The 22,926-nt window shown below is 66.2% G+C and carries 18 protein-coding genes; 5 read left to right on the top strand and 13 right to left on the bottom strand.

The genetic code is table 11. The features are described from left to right. Nucleotides 1-37 precede the first annotated feature (37 nt). The 11 genes from atpH to F4Y45_02170 all read right to left on the bottom strand — a co-directional run bounded on the left by atpH (nt 38) and on the right by F4Y45_02170 (nt 9,729). Nucleotides 38-580, bottom strand: coding sequence for an ATP synthase F1 subunit delta (gene atpH, locus F4Y45_02220; protein ID MXY23322.1), 543 nt, complete (start codon nt 578-580; stop codon nt 38-40). Between the two features lie 129 nt (nt 581-709). Next, complete coding sequence (locus F4Y45_02215) at nt 710-1,585, bottom strand: ParB/RepB/Spo0J family partition protein (protein MXY23321.1); 876 nt, start codon at nt 1,583-1,585, stop codon at nt 710-712. Then, nucleotides 1,578-2,402, bottom strand: coding sequence for a ParA family protein (locus F4Y45_02210; protein MXY23320.1), 825 nt, complete (start codon nt 2,400-2,402; stop codon nt 1,578-1,580). Before F4Y45_02210 ends, F4Y45_02215 begins: the two co-directional genes overlap by 8 nt. Nucleotides 2,403-2,519: 117 nt before the next feature. After that, on the bottom strand, nt 2,520-3,191 hold the full coding sequence (locus F4Y45_02205; protein MXY23319.1) for a 16S rRNA (guanine(527)-N(7))-methyltransferase RsmG: 672 nt from the start codon (nt 3,189-3,191) through the stop codon (nt 2,520-2,522). A 7-nt stretch (nt 3,192-3,198) separates the two neighbouring features. Beyond that, complete coding sequence (gene mnmG / locus F4Y45_02200) at nt 3,199-5,043, bottom strand: tRNA uridine-5-carboxymethylaminomethyl(34) synthesis enzyme MnmG (protein ID MXY23318.1); 1,845 nt, start codon at nt 5,041-5,043, stop codon at nt 3,199-3,201. A 20-nt stretch (nt 5,044-5,063) separates the two neighbouring features. After that, the gene (gene mnmE, locus F4Y45_02195; GenBank protein ID MXY23317.1) at nt 5,064-6,494 is read right to left on the bottom strand and encodes a tRNA uridine-5-carboxymethylaminomethyl(34) synthesis GTPase MnmE; all 1,431 of its coding nucleotides are present in this window, start codon (nt 6,492-6,494) and stop codon (nt 5,064-5,066) included. A 51-nt stretch (nt 6,495-6,545) separates the two neighbouring features. Next, nucleotides 6,546-6,998, bottom strand: coding sequence for a hypothetical protein (locus F4Y45_02190; GenBank protein ID MXY23316.1), 453 nt, complete (start codon nt 6,996-6,998; stop codon nt 6,546-6,548). Then, nucleotides 6,991-8,892, bottom strand: coding sequence for a membrane protein insertase YidC (gene yidC / locus F4Y45_02185; GenBank protein ID MXY23315.1), 1,902 nt, complete (start codon nt 8,890-8,892; stop codon nt 6,991-6,993). The genes F4Y45_02190 and yidC overlap by 8 nt, the downstream gene beginning before the upstream one ends. A gap of 14 nt (nt 8,893-8,906) precedes the next feature. Then, nucleotides 8,907-9,233: a membrane protein insertion efficiency factor YidD gene (gene yidD / locus F4Y45_02180; protein ID MXY23314.1), complete on the bottom strand. Its 327-nt coding sequence runs from the start codon at nt 9,231-9,233 to the stop codon at nt 8,907-8,909. Further along, nucleotides 9,196-9,540 (bottom strand): ribonuclease P protein component, encoded by a 345-nt coding sequence (gene rnpA, locus F4Y45_02175; protein MXY23313.1) that lies wholly within the window; start codon nt 9,538-9,540, stop codon nt 9,196-9,198. Before rnpA ends, yidD begins: the two co-directional genes overlap by 38 nt. 48 nt (nt 9,541-9,588) lie before the next feature. Continuing rightward, complete coding sequence (locus F4Y45_02170) at nt 9,589-9,729, bottom strand: 50S ribosomal protein L34 (GenBank protein MXY23312.1); 141 nt, start codon at nt 9,727-9,729, stop codon at nt 9,589-9,591. Nucleotides 9,730-10,000: 271 nt separating this feature from the next. On the opposite strand from F4Y45_02170, the gene dnaA reads away from it, so the two are divergent. From dnaA to F4Y45_02145, 5 genes are all read left to right on the top strand, one after another. Next, nucleotides 10,001-11,326, top strand: a complete 1,326-nt coding sequence (gene dnaA / locus F4Y45_02165; protein ID MXY23311.1) for a chromosomal replication initiator protein DnaA — start codon at nt 10,001-10,003, stop codon at nt 11,324-11,326. A gap of 288 nt (nt 11,327-11,614) precedes the next feature. Continuing rightward, nucleotides 11,615-12,766, top strand: a complete 1,152-nt coding sequence (dnaN, locus tag F4Y45_02160) for a DNA polymerase III subunit beta (GenBank protein ID MXY23310.1) — start codon at nt 11,615-11,617, stop codon at nt 12,764-12,766. Nucleotides 12,767-12,834: 68 nt separating this feature from the next. After that, on the top strand, nt 12,835-15,297 hold the full coding sequence (gene gyrB / locus F4Y45_02155; GenBank protein ID MXY23309.1) for a DNA topoisomerase (ATP-hydrolyzing) subunit B: 2,463 nt from the start codon (nt 12,835-12,837) through the stop codon (nt 15,295-15,297). 7 nt (nt 15,298-15,304) lie between these two features. Beyond that, nucleotides 15,305-17,890, top strand: coding sequence for a DNA gyrase subunit A (gene gyrA, locus F4Y45_02150; GenBank protein ID MXY23308.1), 2,586 nt, complete (start codon nt 15,305-15,307; stop codon nt 17,888-17,890). A gap of 53 nt (nt 17,891-17,943) precedes the next feature. Continuing rightward, nucleotides 17,944-18,654, top strand: coding sequence for a hypothetical protein (locus F4Y45_02145; protein ID MXY23307.1), 711 nt, complete (start codon nt 17,944-17,946; stop codon nt 18,652-18,654). A gap of 87 nt (nt 18,655-18,741) precedes the next feature. Here the strand turns inward: F4Y45_02145 and F4Y45_02140 are convergent, their stop codons facing one another. Together F4Y45_02140 and glmS are read right to left on the bottom strand one after the other, a co-directional pair. Continuing rightward, the gene (locus tag F4Y45_02140; GenBank protein ID MXY23306.1) at nt 18,742-21,042 is read right to left on the bottom strand and encodes an AAA family ATPase; all 2,301 of its coding nucleotides are present in this window, start codon (nt 21,040-21,042) and stop codon (nt 18,742-18,744) included. 5 nt (nt 21,043-21,047) lie between these two features. Beyond that, on the bottom strand, nt 21,048-22,892 hold the full coding sequence (glmS, locus tag F4Y45_02135; GenBank protein MXY23305.1) for a glutamine--fructose-6-phosphate transaminase (isomerizing): 1,845 nt from the start codon (nt 22,890-22,892) through the stop codon (nt 21,048-21,050). Nucleotides 22,893-22,926: the final 34 nt, after the last annotated feature.

Here is a 22,926-nt window from a genome sequence, read left to right as displayed (position 1 = left end):
GCTCACCTGGAGCGATCCGGCGTCCGTCCCGCCGCGGTCAGGCGGTCATGAACCGCTGGCGAAGCCGCGTGATGTGATGCGCGACGCTGCCGTCGAACACCGTGCCGCCAATCCGCGTCACCATCCCGCCCACCAGCCCCACATCGACAGCAGTCTCCAACTGCACTTCGCGCCCCGTCGCCGTCTCGAGAGTCCGCGTGATCGCCGCCAGGCGCCCCGGATCGAGCGGTTCCGCCGTCGTCACCCGGGCGTGCACGATCCCGCGGTGATCCAGCAGCAGGTCGTGGAACACGTCTCGCACCTCCGGCAGCAGCGCGAGCCGATCGCGCTCGGCCAGCATCAGCAGCAGGCGCCGCACCACGGTCGCGCAATCCGGCAACTTTCCCAGTACCGCCTCGACCACCGCCCGCTTGCGCGACGGCGGGATCGCCGGGTTCAGCAGGGCGCGCGACAGTATCGCGTGTTCCTCGAGCAACTCCGCGAACGTCGCCAAGTCCTGCTCGGTACTCGACAGGTCGCCGTCGAGGCTCGCCTCGAACAGAGCGCGCGCGTATCGCGTTGCCGCCGCGTAGTCGGTCATCCTGAACCCGTCCCCAACCAGGAGGGGAGTAGGTGGGCTACTCCCACGTAGGCCAAACGGGGTTTTATATCACTCCGCCGCGAACACGGGCAAGCCGGCGCCCGCTGATGCCGACTAGCCGCGCGGAGGTCACGAGCCCGTCAGTTGTTCGTAGAGCCGCTGGAGTTCGTCGGGCGACTTGAAGGTGATTTCAATCCGGCCCGTCCGGCCCCGCTGGACGATCCGGACCGGGGCGCCGAGCGTGCGGCGGAGTTTCGCCTCGGCCGCGCGCACATGGACATCGCCCGACGCCGTGTCCGACGGACGGCGCTTGCGGTCCGTGCCGGTGGCTTGCCGGACCAGCGTCTCGGTGGCCCGGACCGACAGGTCCTTCCTGATTACCTCGCTCGCCACTCGGCGTTGGACGTCCGCATCCGTCAGCGCGGCAAGGGCGCGGGCATGCCCCATCGTCAGGCGGCGCTCCGCCACGTCGTTCCGCACGTCCTCCGGCAGGCCGAGGAGACGCACGTAGTTCGCGATCGTCGCGCGGTCCTTTCCGACAGAGCTGGCTATCTGCTGTTGCGTCATGCCGAAGTCGGCCGCGAGACGGGCATACGCGGCAGCCTCCTCCATCGGGTTCAGGTTCTCGCGCTGGATGTTCTCTATAAGGGCCAGCTCGAGGCGGCGAGTCTCCCCGATGTCTCGTATCACGACGGGGACGCGCAGGAGGCCCGCACGTTGCGCGGCACGCCATCGCCGTTCGCCCGCAATGATCTCGTAGCCCTCGCCCCCGTCGCGGCGGCGGGCAACGACGATCGGTTGAATGACGCCGTGCGCCCGTATGGACTGCGCCAGCTCGTCGAGCGCCGGTCCTTCCCCCGAACCCCTCGGCTGATCCTGATTGGGATGCAGCAGGTCCAGATCCACGTCGCGCACCGGAGGCGTCTCGCGAGTGGGGTCGAGCGGCGGCAGCTCCGGGATCAGGGCGTGCAGCCCACGCCCGAGCGCCTTGCGTGTCTCAGCCACGTTGCGTCATCCCTTCTGCGGCGGCAGCAGCGCCGCGGGTGCGGGTCAGGAATTCCATGGCGAGTGTCTGGTAGGCCTCGGCCCCTCGCGACCTGACGTCGTACAGAATCACCGGCAGTCCGTGACTCGGGGCCTCCGCGAGCCGGACGTTGCGTGGAATGATGGTCTCGAAGACCGCCCCCCCGAAGACGTTCCGCACGTCCGCCGCCACCTGTTGCCCCAGGTTGGTCCGCAGGTCGGCCATGGTAAGGACGACGCCGGCGACGCCGAGACGCGGATTGAACGTCGCCTGCACCCGGCGCAGGGTCGCCATCAGCGTGGCAAGGCCTTCGAGTGCGTAGTACTCGCAGGTCATCGGAATCAGCACGGCCTCGGCCGCGATGAGTGCGTTGACGGTCAACAGGCCGAGCGATGGCGGCGTGTCGATCAGCACGTAGTCGAACCGCCGGCGTGCTTCATGGAGCAGTGGACGGAGGCGTCGTTCGCGGCGCTCGAGGCCGGCGAGGACCAGCTCCGCGCCGGCCAGGCTGCCGTCCGCCGCGACCAGAGACAGCCCGGGAACGGACGTGGGCGACAGGTAATCGTCGAGGACGGGAACGTTGTCGTTCGTAAGGGCGTCGAAGACCGTCAGCGGGGCCGAAGCGTCCTCGCCGGCCGGTTTCTGGCCGAGGCCGCTGGTCAAGTTCGCCTGGGGGTCGAGATCGACCACGAGGACGGTTTGGTCGGCAAGTGCAAGCGCGGCAGCAAGGTTGACGGTGGTGGTGGTCTTGCCGACTCCCCCCTTCTGATTGGCCACGGCGAGCACGCGCGCCTGCACAGCTCTTTCCTTTGTGGGTCAATCGCCCTAAGTCTGCCGGCGCCTTCCGGTCCGCAGAGAGTCGCAGCTACCGTCCGCGAGCTGTTCCACGTGGAACATCGAGTGCGCCAGGTCGACTCAACGGTCGACGCGCACCATGATAAGCCGACTTCCGAGCGTCGCACCAAGCGGGGCTGACGCGTGCCAGACAAGGGGCGGCTGGAGCCCCAGATCGTCCACGCCTTGCCCGTCAGCTCGTCCACTGGCAAAAAGGCAGATCAGACCGCCTGGACGAAGGAAACGCTGCAACCGGGACAGCACGGCCACATCCCAGGCAACGCCGCGTAGAGTCAAGGCGTCGTGCGCGTCATGCAGGGCCGGGTCTTCCAGCAACGCCTCGTAGCGATCGTTCTCGACCACCACGCGGTCCAGCCGCAGCTCCCGGATCACCTCCCGCAGAAACACGCCTCTGCGCATCCTTGATTCGACGAGTCGCACGGCCACGAGGTCCGGTCTCGCGATTCGCAGCGGGATCGCGGGCGAGCCATTCCCGGATCCGATGTCGATGACCGACGCGCCCAACGGGATGTGCCTCGCGGCCGCCAGCGGCTCGACGATCAGCCGATCGATCGCCTGATCCGGGCCATCGAGCGCCGTGAGGTTCATGCGCGCGTTCCAGCGGCGCACGAGGTCGAGGTAGATGGCAAGCGTTTGGGCCGTCGCACCGCCGACGGCTACACCGGCGAGCGACGCACGGTCGACCAACTGCGCGGGATCGGTGCCGGTGGCGCCTTGCTCCCCGGACGCCATGACGTGCCTACCTGTCCAGCCGGCAGGCGATGAGCTCGACAGCGGCGGGCGTCACGCCTGGAATCCGCGACGCCTGGCCGATTGTCTCCGGCCTGACGGCGCTTAGCCGTTCCACCACCTCGGCGGAAAGTCCTGAAATCGCCCCGTACGTGATACCGGCGGGAATCCGTCGCGCTTCGAGGCGTCGCGCGCGAGCAACCGCCGCCTTCTGGCGCTCCAGATAGCCACTGTACTTGCAGGCAGTCTCGACGCTCCAGCAGTCTGTCGCTTCCTCTCCCGGCGCCACCTCCAGGACCACAGCTCCCGTCGTGCGGAGTTGATCGAGCGTGGTGTCGGGTCGACGCAACCATTGTGCGGCAGGCGTGCGCGCTCCGTCGGCGCACGTCACGCGCGTGTGCGTTACGGCATCCATATTGCGATCGAACCGTCCTTGCCTCGCCTCGAAGCGGCGCCATCGCGCATCGTCGACCAGGCCGATCGCGCGACCCCGCTCCGTGAGTCGCAAATCGGCATTGTCCACCCGCAGGTGTAACCGATGCTCGGCCCGCGACGTGAACATGCGGTACGGCTCCAGGCAACCACGCGTCGTCAGGTCGTCGGCCAGGACGCCGAGATACGCCTCGTCCCGGTGCAGAATGAAGGGTGCCTCCTCTCTGACGCGGCGCGCCGCATTGACACCAGCCACAATCCCCTGCCCGGCTGCCTCTTCGTAGCCTGACGTCCCGTTGACCTGGCCGGCCAGAAAGAGACCCGCGACTGCTCGCGTCTCGTAGGTTCGGGACAGCTCCGTCGGCTGCACGAAGTCGTACTCCACCGCATACCCGGGGCGCTTCATTACCGCCCGTTCGAGGCCGGGCAGCGCATGGACCAGCCGTTCCTGGACGGCAGCCGGCAGACTCATCGAATAGCCGTTCACGTAGATCTCGTCGCTCGCGAGTCCCTCCGGCTCCAGCAAGACATGATGGCGTTCACGGTCCGGGAAACGCATCACCTTATCCTCGAGCGACGGGCAGTAGCGAGGGCCGATACCGGTAATCTGACCGTTGTACAGGGGCGATTCCGCGATATGCGCCCGGACCAGATCGTGCACGGCGCCTGTCGTATGGAGAAGATGGCAGACAATCTGGGGCCGGTCGATACGGTCCGTCAGGAAAGAGAAGGGAACCGGCGGATCATCGCCCCGCGCTTCATCGAAGCGGCCGAAGTCGATACTCTCCCGCTCCAGACGCGGCGGCGTGCCGGTCTTTAGCCGCCCCCACTGAAGGCCCAGGGCCTTGAGCGATTCCGCCAGGTGATGCGACGGCGGCTCTCCCGCGCGTCCGGCCGGATGCTGCTCCGGGCCGATGTGTATCAGGCCGTTGAGGAACGTGCCGGCGGTGACGACGACCGCCCGCGCCCCAAGGCGCGTTCCGCCGTCACCAGGTTCCAGTTCTATGCCGGTGATGCCACCCCGCTCCATCAGGAGACGACCCGCCCGCCCGATGATCCACTCTATCCGCGGTTCGCGGCGTAGGGCAGCGGACACCCAACGGCCATAATCGCGCTTGTCCGCCTGCGCCCGGGGCGAGCGGACGGCGGCGCCACGGCTTCGGTTTAAGAGCTTGAACTGAATGCCCGTCGCGTCGATCGCTAATCCCATCAGGCCGCCCAGCGCATCGATCTCCCGGACAAGGTGACCTTTTGCCGTGCCGCCGATCGCCGGATTGCACGGCATGTGCGCAACTGTCTCTTCGGACAGCGTGCAGAGACCGACCCGGCATCCCAGGCGCGCGGCCGACCAGGCCGCCTCGACCCCGGCGTGTCCCGCCCCGACCACGATTACGTCGAACGACCGGCGTCTCCGCCTGCCCATCACCGTTGTTCCCGTACGTACTATTTTCCGATGCAGAACGACGAGAAAATCCGCTCAATCAGTGCGTCCGGGGCCCGCCGGCCAGCGATTGCTTCCAGCGCGCGCCGGGCCTCCTGCAGATCCTCTAGCAACAGCTCTTCCGTCGCGCCCTGCGCCGCCGCTTCCGCGGTACGCCGGAGGGCCGCGCGCGCCGTCTCCAGCGACCGCACGTGCCGGATGTTCGAGACTGCCGGCGCGTCGTGGACCGCCTCGGCGGCATCGCTCCCGACCGCGTGCGCCAGTACGGTCGCGATCGCTCGCTGCGCTTCGTTCGCGCCGGCCGCCTCCGGCAGCAGGCACGCCTCCACGACCGGCGTCGCGGGCGCCAGCGCTTCCAGCGCGTCTACCTCCCAGGCGGGCGGGCAATCACGCTTGCTCACCACGATGACGCGCTTCCGGCCTGACGTCTCCTCCAGCAACGACCGGTCCTCCGCTTCAAGCCGGCGCGACCCATCCAGGACGACGACAACCGCGGTCGCGACGCCGAGCGTCCCGCGAGCCCGCCGAACGCCTTCCGCCTCCACAACGTCCTCGGACTCGCGCAGCCCCGCGGTATCCACCAATGTGACCGCGATCCCCTGCAGATCAACTGTATCCGTCAGCAGATCGCGTGTCGTTCCCGCAACTTCGGTCACGATCGCCCGCGGCGCGCCGCATAGCAGGTTGAACAGCGTTGACTTGCCCACGTTCGGCCGGCCGAGGACCGCCACCTGGCAGCCTTCGCGTATCAGGCGTCCGCGCGCGGCGCTGTCCAGCAGTTGATCGATCCGCGACGCCAGCGCCTCCGCCTCCGCACCTGCGGCCGCCTTGTCGACGAAGTGATAACCCTCCTCCGGAAAGTCGAGCGACGCCTCGAGCCGCGCCATCAGGTCGAACAGCGAGCGATCGAACGCGGCGACCGCCGCGGTGACCGTCCCCTCCAGCTGGTCGAAGGCGACGCGCGCCTGCAGCGGCGTTACCGCCGCGACCAGGTCGCCCACCGCTTCGGCCTGCGGCAGGTCGAGGCGCCCGTGCAAATACGCGCGAAACGTAAACTCCCCCGGTTCCGCAAGCCGGGCGCCGGCCGCCATGGCCGCGGCGACGATCTGGCGCAGCACTACGGGACTGCCGTGCGCGCTCACTTCCATCACGTCTTCCCCGGTATAGGACGCGGGGCCTGGAAACCAGGTGGCCAGCACCTGGTCTATCGACCGGGAATCTCCTGGCGCGACTACTTCGGTCAGCGTTGCGCGGCGCGGTTCCAGACGAGGTGGTCCCGCGAGGATCGCTCCTCCGATGTCAGCCGCGCGGCCCCCGCTGAGCCGGACGATGCCAATGCCACCCGGGCCGGGCGGCGTTGCGATCGCCACAATCGTGTCGTCGGTGGCAAACATCTCGGAGCCCGCGCCGCAGAAGTTTCGCGCCAGCGACACTTCCAACGCGCCCGCCGGAGCGCGCTCGCACGCTGCGGGGCCGTTTGCGAATCAGTCGTCCGCCGAGATCAGGATGGTCTTGACGAAAGCGTCGCCTATGCTCTCGGAGGACGCACCAGACACGTCCACAACCGCCAGATGCACGATGCGCCGCGCGTACGGGTTGAGCGGACCTATCTCCTGGGTCTCGCCGGTTTCGACCGCACGCTGGGCCAGCAGGCGCGCCGTCTGGCGCAATTCCTCGTCCTGACCCTTCCGGAAGTCCAGGCAGTCAACGACTATGTGCCCTTCTGGATGGTCCCGCCGGAACGCGGCGTTCACCACGTGCTGCAGCGCGTCGAGCCCGGCCCCCTTCTGCCGCAGGAAAACGTCGCAGCCGCTGCCCGCGACGGTGATCCGCGTACCATCGTCGATCTGTTCCGAATTCACGTCGAGGGCAAGCCCCATGGCCGTGCCCAGTTTCCGCACGAACTCCGTCATCCGGGAATGGCGTTCGTCAGCCACGTTTCTGTCTCCTCCTCGACCGCCGCGATCCTCGCCGCGCTGCCGCCGCCGGCGGCGTCTCCGGTGACGGCGCCGGCGCTTCCTTTGCCGGCGTCCCTGCTCCCGTTTCACTGCTGCCCACCTGCTTCACGCGTCGCTCCGCGGGGGGGCGCACCTTGTGAACCGGCGGCGGGCCGATGATCCGGTTGGTCACGAGCGTCTGGCCGATCCCGAAGACATTACTGGTCAGCCAGTAGATCACCAGGCCGCTCGGCATCCGCAGGAACATGAAGGTGAAGATGACCGGCATGAGCATCATGATCTTCTGCTGCATCGGCTCGGCCTGCGTGGGCGTGAGTTTCTGCTGCCAGACCATCGACGCGCCCATGACGATCGGCGTGATGTAGTACGGATCGTATTGTGTCAGGTCCGTGATCCACCCGATGAACGGCTCGCCCCGGATTTCCACTGCCGCGCGCAGCAGACTGAAAAAGGCAAACAGGACGGGGAAAGTGAGCAGCATGGGGAGGCAGCCGCTAACCGGATTCGCGCCCCGGTCGCGGTACAACTGCATGATCTCCTGATTCATCTTCGCCTTGTCCGGATCGGTGGCCTTCAGGTGCTTGTAGCGGTCCTGAATCGCCTTCATCTCGGGCTGCAGTTCCTGCATCTTGCGCATCGAGACGACGCTCTTGTGGCGCAACGGCACGATGATGATGTTCACCAGGACGGTCAGCACGATGATCGACCAGCCCCAGTTGCCGACGTAGCTTTGAATCCAGGTGAGCGACCGGTGGAGCGGCACTACCAGCCAGCCGAGCCAGCCGAAGTCGACCGCCTGCACCATGGCCGGGCTTGCCGCCTCCAGCACGTCGAACGCCTTCGGCCCGAGGAAGAAAGGCAGATCGTTGAGAGCCTCCTCCGGGACTCGCAGCGTGAAGGCGATCAGCTCGCGCGACGGTCCATCCGGCACAAGGGCGGGCAGCGGCACATTGCGATACTCCACCGCAGCTTCGCCGTTCGCCGTCAGGGCGGCGGCCAGGAAGTAGTGGTTGTCCACGCCGGCGAAACGGAACTGGCCATCGTAAATCGGGCGCTCCGCAATGTCGCCCGCGTCCTGGCGCCAGACGTCCTCCTCCGTCAGTGCCCCACCCTCCAGCACGCGGCCCACGACCAGGCCGCGCGGGCCGCTCAGGTACGCAATGCCGGAACTTGATGATTCGATCCCGCCGAGGGCAGGTCCCCAGGCGATGGCCGGCACCAGCCGTTCGCCCGCAAGTGTTGCGTCGACCCCAAACCGGACGACGTAGCCGTTCTCTGACGGATCGAAGCGGAACTCCTTCCGTATGCGGAGGCCGCCCGAGTCTTCGTAGTCGAACGCAAGCGTCACGGGACCGCCCGTGAGTACCAGACCGTCCGCACTCGGCCTAAAGAGCGCGTTGCGCGCACGCGCGGTCAGCGCGGGGTCATCAAACAGGAGCGTGAACGGCGCCTCCGCACTCTCCGGCAGACTGCCCGGCACGAGGTCTATCGGCGCGCCGGTCTCCGGATCCACCTGCCGCAGCATCCGCCAGCTCGCCAACACAGCGCCTCGGTTGCCGAACTCCGCCTCCACGAACTCGCCCTCAACCGCGATCTCCCGGGCCGCGGTGTCGGCCACGACCGGAGTCACCACGTCGGGAGGTGCAACCGCCGGCACGTCACCGCCGTTGCCCGACGACGCCGGCAGGGGCGCCGCGGGCGGCGGCGCCACGTTCGTTTCTGTGGCGGCGGCTGACGGTGCCGGTTCCGCCGGCGCCGCTGTCCCCGGCGGTGCGGCCACGTCGGGCGCCGGCTGCGGAGGAACGAAGATGCTCTGGTACACGAGCAGCACCAGAATCGACAGTGCCAAAGCGAGCAGGACTCGACGTTCCATCGTTATGGAGGGACCTAGGAGTTCGGCGTGCCCGGCGGGAGCGGTGGTCCGGCAGGGTCCGGCACTGGATCGAGACCACCCTGACACAATGGGTGACAGCGCAGGAGCCGGGTCAGGGAAAGCCAGCTCCCCCGCACCGCGCCATGGCGCGCTACTGCCTCGGCCGCGTACGCCGAGCACGACGGAACGAACCTGCAGCACCCGGCGAACATGGGCGACAACAGAAGCTGATACCCCCTGATCACCACCAGGAGCAGCCGCGCGGCGGGCGACGGCCTCGGGACGCGGGCGGCGTCCGGTCGATCAGGAACGGTGACGGGTGATCCGTTCGAGAGTGGCACGGTAGTCCGCGTCTATTTCGGAATACGCGACTTCGTCAAAACCCGGGCGCAGCAGGGCGACGATGTCCAGGCCGCCCTGGCCCTTGCAGTGCCGGAACACCTCGCGCATCAATCGCTTGGCCCGGTTCCTGCGCACTGCTCCGCCGAGGCGCCGGGTCGCGATGATACCGAGCCGGTTACGATCGAGGCCGTTCGCACGACTGAACACCGTCAGGAACCGGCCCCTCGTTCGGCGGCCACGCTGCTGAACGATCAGAAAATCCGGACGGCGACGTATTCGCTCACGATAGGTCAGCGTCCGATCCACAGCCCGCGTGGTGTCGAGAACCTAAACAACTTAAGTGAACACAACAACTTAGGACGATACGCTCAGCCGCTTCCGGCCCTTCCGCCGGCGGTTCCGGATCACCTGCCGCCCGCGCCTCGTCTTCATGCGGGTGCGGAACCCATGCGTGCGGCGGCGACGGCGATTGTTCGGCTGAAAGGTCCTTTTCATGGCACTAGAACTCCGGCACGCGAAACAGGCATGCTAGTCAACGCGCTGGCGCATTGTCAAACGCGGACAACCCCCGGTCGCGCCAGTAAGCGGGAACATTCCTGTAACAAATCGGGTTGCGGATGCCCCCATGGTGTGATACTTTTCGTCCACCGCAAATCGCGGGGTTCCCAGGCTCTGGCAGCGTCATTTTTCCACACATGTTGAAGAATGTGTGGAAAATGCTCCGGCTGTAGATGTGCCTCGTGTCGTTTGCGACGACGCGCACCTGATGGCCAAAGACGCCTGGCACGCCCTGGTAGACCGAATTGAAACGAAGGTCACCCGGGACGTCTTCTACCAGTGGTTCAAGCCGACGATCCTGCTGAAAGACACTGGCGACCGGTTGACGGTTCGCGTGCCAAACGAGCAGTTCCGCACCTGGCTCACCAAGCACTACGCCGCCGTGATTGACGAAGCGGCGGCTGAAGTCGAACGGCCTGGGGTAATGGTGTCCTTCGTGATCGACACGGATATCAGTGCGCCGTCTTCCCTGACGGACTCTGCCCACCAGTCCGACGACTCGGCGACCGCATCGGTGGCCAGCTCTCTCAACCCCCGGTACACGTTCGACAGTTTCGTCGTCGGCCCGTCGAATCAGTTTGCCCACGCTGCCGCGGTAGCTGTCGCCGAAGCGCCCTCTCTTGCCTATAACCCGCTCTACCTGTACGGCGGCGTCGGCCTGGGCAAGACCCACCTCATGCACGCGGTGGGACACATGCTGCTGCGGAACTCGCCCAACCTGAAGCTCACCTACGTGACGTCCGAGCGGTTCATGAACGAGATGATCAACGCTGTTCGGTTCGACCGCATGCTTGACTTCCGTGAGCGGTACCGCGCCGTCGACGTCATCATGGTGGACGACGTTCAGTTCATGGCGGGAAAGGACGGCACGCAGAACGAGTTCTTTCACACGTTCAACGCGCTGCACGAATCGCAGAAGCAGATCGTGATCAGCAGCGACTGCCCGCCGCAGGAACTTTCATCACTCGAGGATCGGCTCCGGTCGCGATTCCTCTGGGGACTGATCGCCGACATCCAGCCGCCTGACCTTGAGACGAAGATCGCAATCCTCAAGAAGAAAGCAGATGCGGAGCATCTGCCCCTGCCCGACGATGTCGCCCTGTACATCGCCAACCGGATCAAGTCCAACGTCCGGGAACTTGAAGGATCGCTGATCCGGCTGATCGCCTACGCGTCGCTCAAGGGCGAGATGATCTCCCTCCCTCTGGCGCAGGATGTCCTCCACGGCACTCTGAGGCCCGACGAGCAGCCGATCACGATCTATATGGTGCTCAAGTTCGTGGCGAACTACTACGCGTTACGACCTGGCGAGCTCAAGGCCAAGAACAACTCCCGCGCCATAACGGAGCCCCGCCAGATTGCGATGTACCTGAGCAAGCACCTGACCAACGCGTCACTCAAGCAGATCGGACACGCGTTCGGTGGGAAACACCACACGACGGTGCTCCATTCGATCAACAAGGTCGCGGAACGGCGCCGCACGGATCACGCTTTCCACAACCTCCTCCACAGCTTCACCGAGACGTTCAAGTAGCGTCATCCCGCGCATTGGCCGGTCGCCGGCGAACTCTTTCCACAGCCCGTGCGCGCTGCTGATCCTCCGATCTTGTGGACGCTCGCGCGTTCCACATCTCCGCCCTTCCCACGCACCCTCCCGTCAACAGCCCTTGCACGCTCCAAGTGACTGAAAAAAGGAGGTTTAAAAAGGTATCTCACACTTTTCACAGGCCTTCTGATCCTGTATATTTAAAGACATCTCTCCTGATCACAAAACGATAGTGATCGGTCGGATTTTGCTCTCCACTCGAGGTCACGGATTTCCATGGAACTGAGCGTTCGCAAGAGTCATCTTCTGCACGAGCTGCAGCTATGCCAGGGCATCGTCGAGCGCAAGAACACCATTCCGATCCTGTCGAACGTCCTGCTGGAGACGGATGGCGACGACAGCGTCGAGCTGCTTGCGACGGACCTCGACGTGACCCTCCGGACGCGCTGCGAAGCATCTATCGGGCGGGCCGGTTCGGTGACGGTGCCGGCCAAGAAGCTGTTCGAGATCGTCCGTAACCTGCCAGAAACCGAGATCCTGATCCGCGAGGAGTCCAAGGGGACGGTCAGTGTTCAGGCGGAGAACTTTCACTCGAAGCTGCAGACGCTGCCGCGCGAGGATTTTCCGACCTTGCCCGACGTGGCTGAGGATGGCGCCGTGCCGGTCGACCGGGCGGCTTTGCGTGGCATGGTGTCCAAGACGTCTTTCGCGATAACCGGCGAGGATACGCGCTTCTATCTGAACGGCGCCCTGTTCGTCGTCAAGAACGAGGCAATGAGCCTGATCGCGACTGATGGACACCGCCTGGCGTTGGCCGCCGCCAGTCGCGACGCCGAGGCGCCGGCGGTTGGCGAGTTGAGTGCAATCCTCCCGAAGAAAACCCTGAACGAGGTGAATCGGCTCCTGGTGGACGGCGATGGCGACCTCCAGTACAGCATCGGGGAGAGTCATCTCTTCTTTCAGGTCGACGGGCGCCTGCTGATCTCGCGGAACATTGACGCGACGTTCCCGACCTACGAGCGTGTCATTCCGACGAGTAACGACAAGACAGTCGAGATCGACCGCGACCGGCTGACGAGTGCGATCCGCCGGGTCGCCTTGCTGTCCAACGAGCGGTCGCACGCGATGAAGTTCCAGATTACGGCGAAGGCGCGCGCAGACGCGGCGGATGGCGCGCCCGACGGTCCGTCGGCCGAAGTGAGCGCCGAGAGCCCCGAGCATGGCAGGGCGAACGAAATCATTCCGATCGATTACGACGGACCCGATCTCCTGATCTGCTTCAACGCACAGTACGTGCTCGATTTCCTCGGCGTGGTCGAAACGGAGGCGGTGACCCTTGAGTTGAAGGATGAGACCAGCCAGGCGGTCATGCACCCGACCGGCGAAGAGTCAAACTATACCTACGTGATCATGCCGATGCGCGTTTGATGTCTGTTCCCCCCGCCACTGAAGACTCCGCAGCCGCTCGTGAGCTGGCCGGGCCGTCGCCCGATCAGATGACGCCGATCGATCCGGCGGCCTACGGCGCTGACCAGATCAAGGTTCTGGAGGGCCTCGAAGCGGTCCGGAAGCGGCCGGCAATGTACATCGGGTCAACGGGGCCGGACGGCCTCCACCACCTCGTCTACGAGGTCGTGGATAACTCGATCGACGAAGCCCTGGCTGGCCATTGCGACGCGATCGACGTCACCGTGCACATCGACAACTCGATCACGATCGTCGACAACGGCCGCGGCATCCCCGTCGATCGGCATGAGAGCGGCACGTCAGCGGCCGAGGTGGTACTCACGGTGCTGCACGCGGGCGGCAAGTTCGACAACAACAGCTACAAGGTGTCGGGCGGTCTGCATGGCGTCGGCGTCTCGGTCGTCAACGCGCTGGCCGAGTGGCTGGACCTGGAAATCTGGCGCGACGGCCACGTGTACCGCCAAGGCTACGACCGCGGCGGCCCGCGGGCGCCGATCGAGATGACCGGCACCACGAAGCGCCGTGGCACCAAGATTACGTTCAAGCCGGATCCCGAGGTCTTCGAGACCATCGAATTCAGCTACGACACGCTTGCGCACCGGCTTCGTGAACTGGCGTTCCTGAACGCCGGCGTCAAGGTGACGCTGAACGACGAGCGGAGCGGCAAGCGGCGTCAGTTCGAGTACGGCGGAGGCATCCGTTCGTTCGTCGAGTTCCTCAACCAGAACAAGTCGCTGGTGAACGATGCGCCGATTTATATGCAGGGAGAGCGCGACGGCGTGAACGTCGAGCTCGCCATGCAGTGGAACGATGGCTACGCCGAGGCGCTCTACACGTTCGCCAACAACATCAACACCCGTGAAGGCGGCACGCATCTCTCCGGTTTCCGCGGCGCACTCACCCGCACCGTCAATGCGTATGCCAACCGGAACAACCTCGCCAAGGACCTGAGCGACAGCATCAGTGGCGATGACATCCGCGAGGGCCTCGTCGTCGTCATCAGCGTGAAGATTCCGCAACCGCAGTTCGAGGGCCAGACTAAGACGAAGCTGGGGAACACCGAGGTGCGTGGCATCGTCGAAGCCATCGTCAACGACAAGCTGGGAGCGTTCCTCGAAGAGAACCCGGCGGTCGCCAAGCGGGTAGTCAGCAAGGCCATAGACGCGGCCCGGGCCCGCGAGGCGGCCCGAAAGGCGCGCGATCTCGTCCGTCGCAAAGGGGCGCTCGACAGCGGCTCGCTTCCCGGCAAGCTTGCCGATTGCCAGGAGCGCGACCCCGCGCGCAGCGAGATCTGCATCGTCGAGGGGGAATCCGCCGGCGGATCGGCGAAACAGGCCCGCGACCGGCGATTCCAGGCCGTGCTGCCGATCAAGGGCAAGATCCTGAACGTCGAGAAGGCGCGGTTCGACAAGATGCTCGGGAGCGACGAGATCAAGACGATGATCGCCGCGCTCGGCTGCGGCATCGGCAGCGAAGACTTCGACATCTCCAAGCTGCGCTACCACCGCATCGTCATCATGACCGACGCGGATGTGGACGGCTCGCACATCAGGACCCTGCTGCTCACGTTCTTCTACCGCCAGATGCGGGAGCTGATCGAGGCGGGGCACGTCTACATCGCCCAACCCCCGCTGTACCGCGCCAAACGAGGCAAGTCCGAGCACTACATCAAGGACGACCACGAACTGGAGTCTTTCCTGATCAGGCGGGCGAGCGAGGCGCGGACGCTCAGGCTCGACGATTCCGGCGAGTCGCTTTCCGGGCAGCGGCTCGAGGCGACGTTGCGACGTCTGATCGGCTTCCGTCGGCTGCTGGGAGTCGTCGAGCGGTTCGGGCCAAGCCGCGACGTGGTGATCGGACTCCTGCAGCATGGCGCGCGCGACCGGTCGTTCTTCACGGACGCGGCGCGCGTGGACGACCTCGCGGAGGCGTTGGCGACGCCGACACGGAGCACCAGCGTCACGGCCGACGAGGAACATGGCGGCCGACTGCTGGTGATCGAGGAGCGGACGAACGGCTACTCGCGAACATCGACGATCGGCCTGGAGTTCATCGAGGGACCGGAGTACCGGACGCTGCTGTCGCACCACCGCGACATCGCCAATCTGCACGGAACGATGGTGGTCGTCCCGTCTCGTGCCTCGGGCAACGGATCCGTCGCCGCGGACGCCTCGGCGGCGGCAGGCGCCGCCGGCGTGTCGGAGCCGCAGCCCGAGCACCGGGTTGGATCCATCGAGGAGCTGATCGACTACTTCATTGCCGCCGGTAAGCGGGGACTCGCCATCAACCGCTACAAGGGCCTCGGCGAGATGAACCCGGAGCAGCTCTGGGCCACCACCATGGACCCGGAGCACCGGACCCTGCTGCAGGTGCACGCGGAAGATCACGCGGAAGCGGATCAGATGTTCACCACCCTCATGGGCGAGCACGTAGAGCCGCGCAAGAAGTTCATCCAGGATCACGCGCTGGACGTCCGGAACCTCGACGTCTAGCAGTCCGATGTCCGACCTCGACCAGCCGAAACGGATCAACGTCCCGGTCACCATCGAGGACGAAATGCGCCGGTCGTACATGGATTACGCCATGAGCGTGATCATCGGCCGGGCTCTCCCCGACGTGCGGGACGGACTCAAGCCGGCCCACCGCCGCGTCATCTACGGCATGCGGACGATGGGGCTCACGTCGAGCCGCGCCTACCGCAAGTGCGCGAAGATCGTCGGCGAGGTGATGGGGAACTTCCATCCCCACGGCGACAGCAGCATCTACGACACGCTGGTCCGCCTCGCGCAGCCCTTCAACATGCGCTACCCCCTGGTCGACAAGCAGGGGAACTTTGGTTCAGTCGACGGCGATCCCCCGGCCGCGATGCGGTATACGGAGGCCCGGCTCAAGCCCCTCTCCGACGACCTGATGGCGGACATCGACCGCGACACGGTCGACTTCGTCCCGAACTACGACGAGACGACCGAGGAGCCGACAGTTCTGCCGGCGCCCTTCCCGAACCTGCTCGTGAACGGCTCCGACGGGATCGCGGTCGGGATGGCAACCAAAATACCGCCGCACAATCTGCGTGAGGTAGTCGACGGAATCATCTGGGCGGCGCAGCATCCCGAGGCGTCGCGCGAGACGCGCGAGCAGGAACTCCTGCATCGCATTCCCGGTCCTGACTTTCCGACCGGCGGCATCATCATCGGCCGGGCCGGCATCCGCCACGGCTACCTGACCGGTCGCGGATCGGTCGTCGTCCGGGCGCGCACCAGCGTAGAAGCGGCGGGGCGCAAGAAAGACAAGGACGCGATCATCGTCACCGAGATCCCCTATCAGGTGAACAAGTCGCGCCTGCTCGAGAAGATCGCCGATCTGGTCCAGAACAAGACGATCGAGGGCGTATCCGACCTGCGGGATGAATCCGACCGCTCGGGGATGCGCATCGTGATCGAGCTGCGCCGCGGTGAAGTGCCCGAGGTAGTGCTGAACAATCTCTACAAGCACACGCCGCTGCAGACGACGTTCGGCATCAACGCGGTGGCGATTGTCGGGGGGCGGCCTCGGACGCTGGCGTTAATCGACCTGATCGACGAGTTCGTCGACTTCCGGCGCGACGTCGTCCACCGCCGGACCGCGCATGACCTCCGCAAGGCGGAGGCGCGCACGCACATCCTGGAAGGACTCCGGACCGCGCTCGATCACCTCGACGCGATTATCACGTTGATCCGTGCCGCCGCGAGTCCGCCCGAGGCGAAGGCGGCGCTGGTGGCGCAGTACGACCTCAGCGAAACACAGGCCCAGGCGATTCTCGACATGCAACTCCAGCGACTGACCGGTCTGGAGCGGCAGAAGATCCAGGACGAGCTGGCGGAGCTGCGGGAGAAGGTCGAGCAACTGCGCGCAATCCTCCAGGACGAAGCCCTGCTTCTCGATCTCGTGGTCGGTGAACTCCGCAAGATTCAGGACGAGTATGGGGACGATCGCCGCACCGAGATCGCCGAGGACATCGACGGCGAGTTCACCATCGAGGACCTGATCGTCGACGAGGATGTCGTCATCACGGTGAGCAACACCGGCTACGTCAAGCGCACCGCGGTGACCGAGTACCGGAGCCAGCGCCGGGGCGGCAAGGGCAGCATCGGAATGCGCATGCGCGACGAGGACTTCCTGACCCACCTCTTCGTCGCCTCGACGCACGCGTACCTGATGATCTTCTCCGACCGCGGCCGGGTCTACCCGCTCAAGGTCCATCGGATCCCGGAGGTGGGCCGGGACGGCCGGGGCAAGTCGATTGCCAACCTCGTCCCACTCGCCGAAGGGGAACGGGTCGCGGCGCTCGAGACGCTCCGGGATTTCCCGACGGAACCGGGCGAGCGCTTCGTCGTCATGGGGACGCGCCGCGGCGTTGCCAAGCGGATCGATCTGAGCGCGTTTCGCCACGCGCGCCCGGCAGGCGTAATCGCGATGCTGGTCGCCGAGGACGACGCGATCGTCGGCGCCGAGCTGACCGATGGACAAGGACAGATTTTCATCGGCACGCGCAACGGCATGGCGATTCGTTTCGCGCAGGACGATCTGCGGCCGATGGGCCGTGTCGCGGTCGGCGTGCGGGCAATCAAGCTTCGGGACGACGACGAAGTAGTGGCGATGGCGTTGGTCCACGCGCGCGGCACCGTCCTTACCGTCACCGAGAACGGCTACGGCAAGCGAACCGCACTTGACGAATATCGGGTGCAATCTCGTGCGGGAGTCGGTATCATTGGGATCCGTACGGCTGGCCGTAACGGCCCGGTCGTCGGCGTGGCTTTCGTGGACGGTCCGGAGGACGCGGTTCTGCTGATCACACAGCAGGGCAAAGTGCTTCGGATGCGTGCCGAGGACGCCCGGCTGATCGGGCGGGCGACTCAGGGCGTTCGGCTGATCGGCATTGACGCCGAGGATCGCGTCGTGTCGATCGCCAAGTTCGTCAATCGGGCCGGCGTCGAGACGGTCGAGGTCGATGAGCCGGTGGAAGCCGGCGACGCCTCGCGATCCGACGGCGGCGCGGCGGAGGTGGAACTGGAGAAACCGGGAGAGCCCGACGGCGGCAGCGGTTAGAACACCGCGGCGGCGCTGGACGGCGCTGCCGCAAAGATCCAAGGAGGCAGGAGATGTCTCGTTTCATCACGCACACACTCATCGTTACCATGGCCCTGCTGGCCGGCGGAGGGTTGCTGGCCGCGTGCGGAGGCGGCGGCGAGGAGTTGACCATCGTCCGCGGCTTCTTCCAGGCGTCTCGATACCAGGACCGGACCACCTTGGGCAACATGTCGATGGTGTTCTTCAGTCCGGATGAGGACGGCATCGCGTCAAGCCCGAGCGTGGATGCGGTCTCGGAGGTCGACCGCCGTCCGCTCCGGCTGCAGGAACTGCAGGAGGCGTTGACGGAGGTGCAGGCGGCAGAGACCGACTTCCGAGCCGAGAAGAAGCTGTACCAGGACGAGAACGAGGAGACGATCGCGCGCGTCATCGAAGCTCAGCGTGAGGGAGAAGACATCGCCAGCAGCGACGAAGAGGTGCGCGATGTCTGGACGCAGTGGGTGGACGACGAGCGTGAGTTCGCCCGCAAGGTCTCGGACGCGCAGAACGAGTTGAACGAGGAAAGCCGAATCGCCTCGGCGAGTACGTATGACCCTTCGAACCCGATCAACGTGGTCGACTACACCGGCGACCTTCTGACCAAGGACGTCACGGTGACCGCCAACATATCGCTCGACGGATCCGATTCGGAGCGGACGATGGTCTTCACCATGCAGAAGGTGGAGCTGCAGGACGGCGAGGGCCTGATTGACGGCCGCTGGATCATCACCAACATCGAGTAGCGGCCCGGCTTTCCGTAGTAGGGTGCTCTGGCGATCGTCAGCGGACCAGGTTGTTGATCGGGCGGCCAAGCTGTCCTGAGCGGCCGATCACGGCTGTCGCTTCAGGTTGGCGTAGCGCGCCAGCAGTTTCTTCCGTCCGACCGTTGCGAAGCGGACGGTGAGCTTGAGGTCGCCATCCACCGGCTCTACCTGAATCACTTCGCCGCGGCCGAACGTCGGATGCCGCACGCGCGCTCCGCGCGAGATCCCACCGGCTGACTGGTCCTCGTCCGCGTCATCCCACGGCGGCGCGGCCGCGTCCTCGTCGCGGTGCGCCGCAGCTGGCCGGCGCAACGGGTACCGGCGCGGCGACCAGCCGTTGCGGCGGCCCCCGCGGTAGGGCCGGGCGGTGAATGCCGGTTCGACCACATCGACCAGTTCCTGCGGTATCTCGGTCAGGAATCGCGACGGCTCCGTCGACTGATACTCGCCGAACACGCGGCGCCGGGCGGCGCTGGTGAGGATCAGGTAGGACTGGGCCCGGGTCATGCCGACGTAACAGAGACGGCGTTCCTCCTCGATCGCCGCGTCATCGTCGCTCTCGACGGATCGCATGTGCGGAAGCAGTCCATCCTCGAGTCCGGCGATCACCACGAGGGGGAACTCCAGTCCCTTGGCCGCGTGCAGGGACATCAACCAGACTCGCGCGTTCGGCGCGCCCTCCTCCTCGTCGGCTTCGGAAAGCAGCGACAGGCGGTCGACGAAGCCCGACAGGCTGGGGTCGACTTCACGCATCTCGTAATCGGCGGCGGCCGACACCAGTTCCTTGAGATTCTCCAGCCGGGCCTCCGATTCCTCGTTCCGCGCGTCGCGCAGCGCCTGGAGGTAGCCGCTGTCCTCGAGCGTCCGCGACACGGTCTCGGAGGCCGAGGCGCCGCACGCCAGCACCTCCTTTAGCGACAGGATGAGTGTCCGGAACGACGCGAGCACCCGATGCGCGCGCTTCGGGAGGTGGTCGCCGTCGACGGCGCGGCCAATCCGCGCCCAGAGCGAGTGCGGCGATCCGCCGCTACCGCCAGCGTCGTCATCCAGGGGTCCGTCGAACAGCGGCGCCGCGACAGCGGGGGCCGGGGCAACCGCCTCCAGCCGCTCCAGAACGCCCGGGCCTATACCGCGGGCCGGGACGTTGAGGATCCGCCGCAGACTGACGTCGTCGTCCGGGTTGAGGATCAGCTTCAGGTAGGCGAGCGCGTCCTTCACTTCCTTCCGTTCGTAGAAGCGGACGCCGCCGACCATCCGGTACGGAAGCCCGTCGCGGATCAAGACGTCCTCAAGCGCCCGGGATTGCGCGTGGGTCCGGTACAGAACCGCGGCACGGTCGGCGTCGGCGCCGAGCGCGTCGCGCAACCGCCGCAGGATGAAGTCCGCTTCCTCGAGTTCATCCCCCGCCTGGTGGTAAACGACTCGGTCGCCTCCGGCCAGGTGCGCGATCAGGCGCTTGTCCTTGCGCTCTCGGTTCCGGCTGATGACGCCGGTTGCGGCGTCGAGGATCACCTGCGTTGAGCGGTAGTTCCGTTCCAGCAGGACGACGGTGGCGTCGGGAAAGTCCGCCTCGAAGTCGAGGATGTTCCGGATGTCGGCGCCGCGCCAAGCGTAGATGGACTGATCGGGGTCGCCGACGACGCAGAGGTTCCGGTGCTCGGCCGCAAGGTGGCGCACGAGCAGGTACTGTGGCCGGTTCGTGTCCTGGTACTCGTCGATCATCACCTGCCGGAATCGACGTGCGTAGTGGATGCGGGCATCCTCCGATTCGTCGAAGAGCGTCACCGTCCGGAGCAGCAGATCGTCGAAGTCCAGGGCTTGGTTGGCTACGAGCGTCCGCGTGTAGAGCTCGAACACGTCAGCCAGTTGTTCGTCGGCGAAGCTGGCTGCGTCGCGGCGGACGTCCGCCGCGCTCGCCAGCTGGTTCTTGGCGTGGCTGATCCGGGCCAGAAGCGAGCGGCCCGGGGTCACCTTGGGATCGAGACGCAGCTCCTCCATCGCCTGGCGGATGACGTTGAGCTGATCGACGGTGTCGTAGATGACGAAGTCGCGCGACAGCTTGATGCGCGGTCCGTGGCGCCGCAGCACGCGAGCACAGAAGCTGTGAAAGGTCGATACCCAGAGCCGGGGCGCTTCGGAGGCGAGCAGCGCCTCGACGCGCTCGCGCATCTCGTCGGCCGCCTTGTTGGTGAACGTGACGGCCAGCACCTCCTCCGGCGTTACGTAGCCGTTGCCGATCAGGTGGGCGAGCCGGTAGCAGATCACCCGCGTCTTGCCGGATCCGGCGCCGGCCAGGATTAGCAGCGGCCCGTCCCGATGCAGGACGGCGGTCCGCTGCTCCGGGTTGAGCTGATCGAGGAAGTCCAGCGCGGCTACTCCACCGTCACGCTCTTCGCGAGGTTGCGCGGCTGATCCACATCGCACCCGCGCAGGACGCCGATGTGGTAGGCGAGCAACTGCAGCGGTACCGCCATCGGGATCGGCATCAGCAGGGGATGCGTCGCCGGTACCTGGATGAACGCGTCGCGCGCGGGGTCGAGGATGTCGCGGAACGCCTCTTGCGGCGCATCGCTCACCGCGATGACCGCGGCGCCCCGGGTCTTTGCCTCCTGCACGTTCGCCTGCATCTTCTCGAAGACGCGGTCCTGCGGGATCAGCGCCACGACTGGCAGGTGCTCGTCGATCAGCGCGATCGGACCGTGCTTCATCTCACCCGCCGGGTAGCCCTCGGCATGGATGTAGGAGATCTCCTTCAGTTTCAGCGCGCCCTCGAGCGCAATCGGGTAGTTGATGCCGCGGCCGATGTACAGGAAATCGGTCCGCCGGTAGAACCGCTTCGCGATAGCCTCGATCGCGTCGTTCGCCAGAAGCGCATCGCCGACGAGGGCCGGCACGCGCGCGAGCGCGTCCACATGTGCCCGCTCGGTCTCGGCGTCGATCGTGCCGCGCGCCTGGGCCAGGTGCAGCGCCAGCAGATTGAGCGCGATCAGTTGCGCGCTGAACGCCTTCGTCGACGCAACGCCGATCTCCGGACCGGCGTGCGTGTACACCGCGCCGTCTGCCTCTCGAGCCGCCATGCTGCCGACGACGTTGCAGATGGCGATGCTGTTCGCGCCTGCCGTCTTCGCCGCGCGCAGCGCCGCCAGCGTATCGGCGGTCTCACCCGACTGCGTAATCACCACCGCAAGCGTCCGCTCCCCGGCGATCGGCCCGCGATAGCGGTACTCCGAGCCGTAGTCCACCTCGACGCGGATTCGTGCGAGCTGCTCGATCAGGAACTTGCCGACCAGCCCCGCATGCCACGACGTGCCGCAGGCAAGTAGCACGACGTGATCGATCCCGCGGAGGACCGCGTCCGGAATCCCCAGCTCGCCGAGGAAGACACGCCCCTGCTCCTCGGAGACGCGGCCGACCACTGTCTCCTGCAGAGTCATCGGCTGCTCGAGGATCTCCTTCAGCATGAAGTGCTTGTGCCCCGACTTCTCGGCCATCACCGGGTCCCAGTGGATCCGCTGCGTCGCCTTTGACACGGCGGCGCCGGCGAAATCGGTGAACTCGACACCGCCGTGCGTCACGACCGCCATCTCTTCGTCGCCCAGGAAGACGACGTCGCGCGTGTGATTCAGGATGGCGGTGACGTCGGAGGCGATCAGAAACTCGTCCTCGCCAATGCCGACGACGATCGGCGGGCCGTGCCGCACGGCGACGATCTTGTTGGGGTCGTCGGCATGCACGAGCACCATGCCGAAGAGGCCGCGCAGTCTGGCGAGCGCCCGGCGGACGGCCCGGTCGATTCCGTCTCCGCGCAGTTCGCTCTCCACGAGGTGGGCGACCACCTCGGTATCGGTCTCCGTCGCGAACCTGTGCCCTGCCGCCTCGAGTTCGCGCTTCAGCTCGAGGTGGTTCTCGATGATCCCGTTGTGGACCACCACCAGCTTGCCGGTGCAGTCGCGGTGAGGGTGGGCATTCTCCTCGGTGGGGCGTCCGTGGGTGGCCCAGCGGGTGTGGCCGACACCGTAGTCGCCGTCGACCGGCTCGCGCGTGATCGCTTCCTCGAGCCGCGCCAGCTTGCCGGCGCTGCGGCGCACTTCGATGCCGCCGCCACGAACGAGCGCGATGCCGGCGGAGTCGTAGCCGCGGTACTCGAGCCGGCGCAACGCGTCGATCAGGACGGGAACCACCGGCTTGCTGCCGACGTACCCGACGATGCCGCACATGGTGGGTTGGCCGAACCGGTTGATGGTCTGGCCG

The organism is Acidobacteriota bacterium, assembly GCA_009838525.1.
In the GTDB taxonomy this organism is placed as follows: Bacteria; Acidobacteriota; Vicinamibacteria; order Vicinamibacterales; family UBA8438; genus VXRJ01.
Note: the sequence above shows the minus strand (reverse complement) of the source record. Positions and strands in the feature narration are given on the sequence as shown.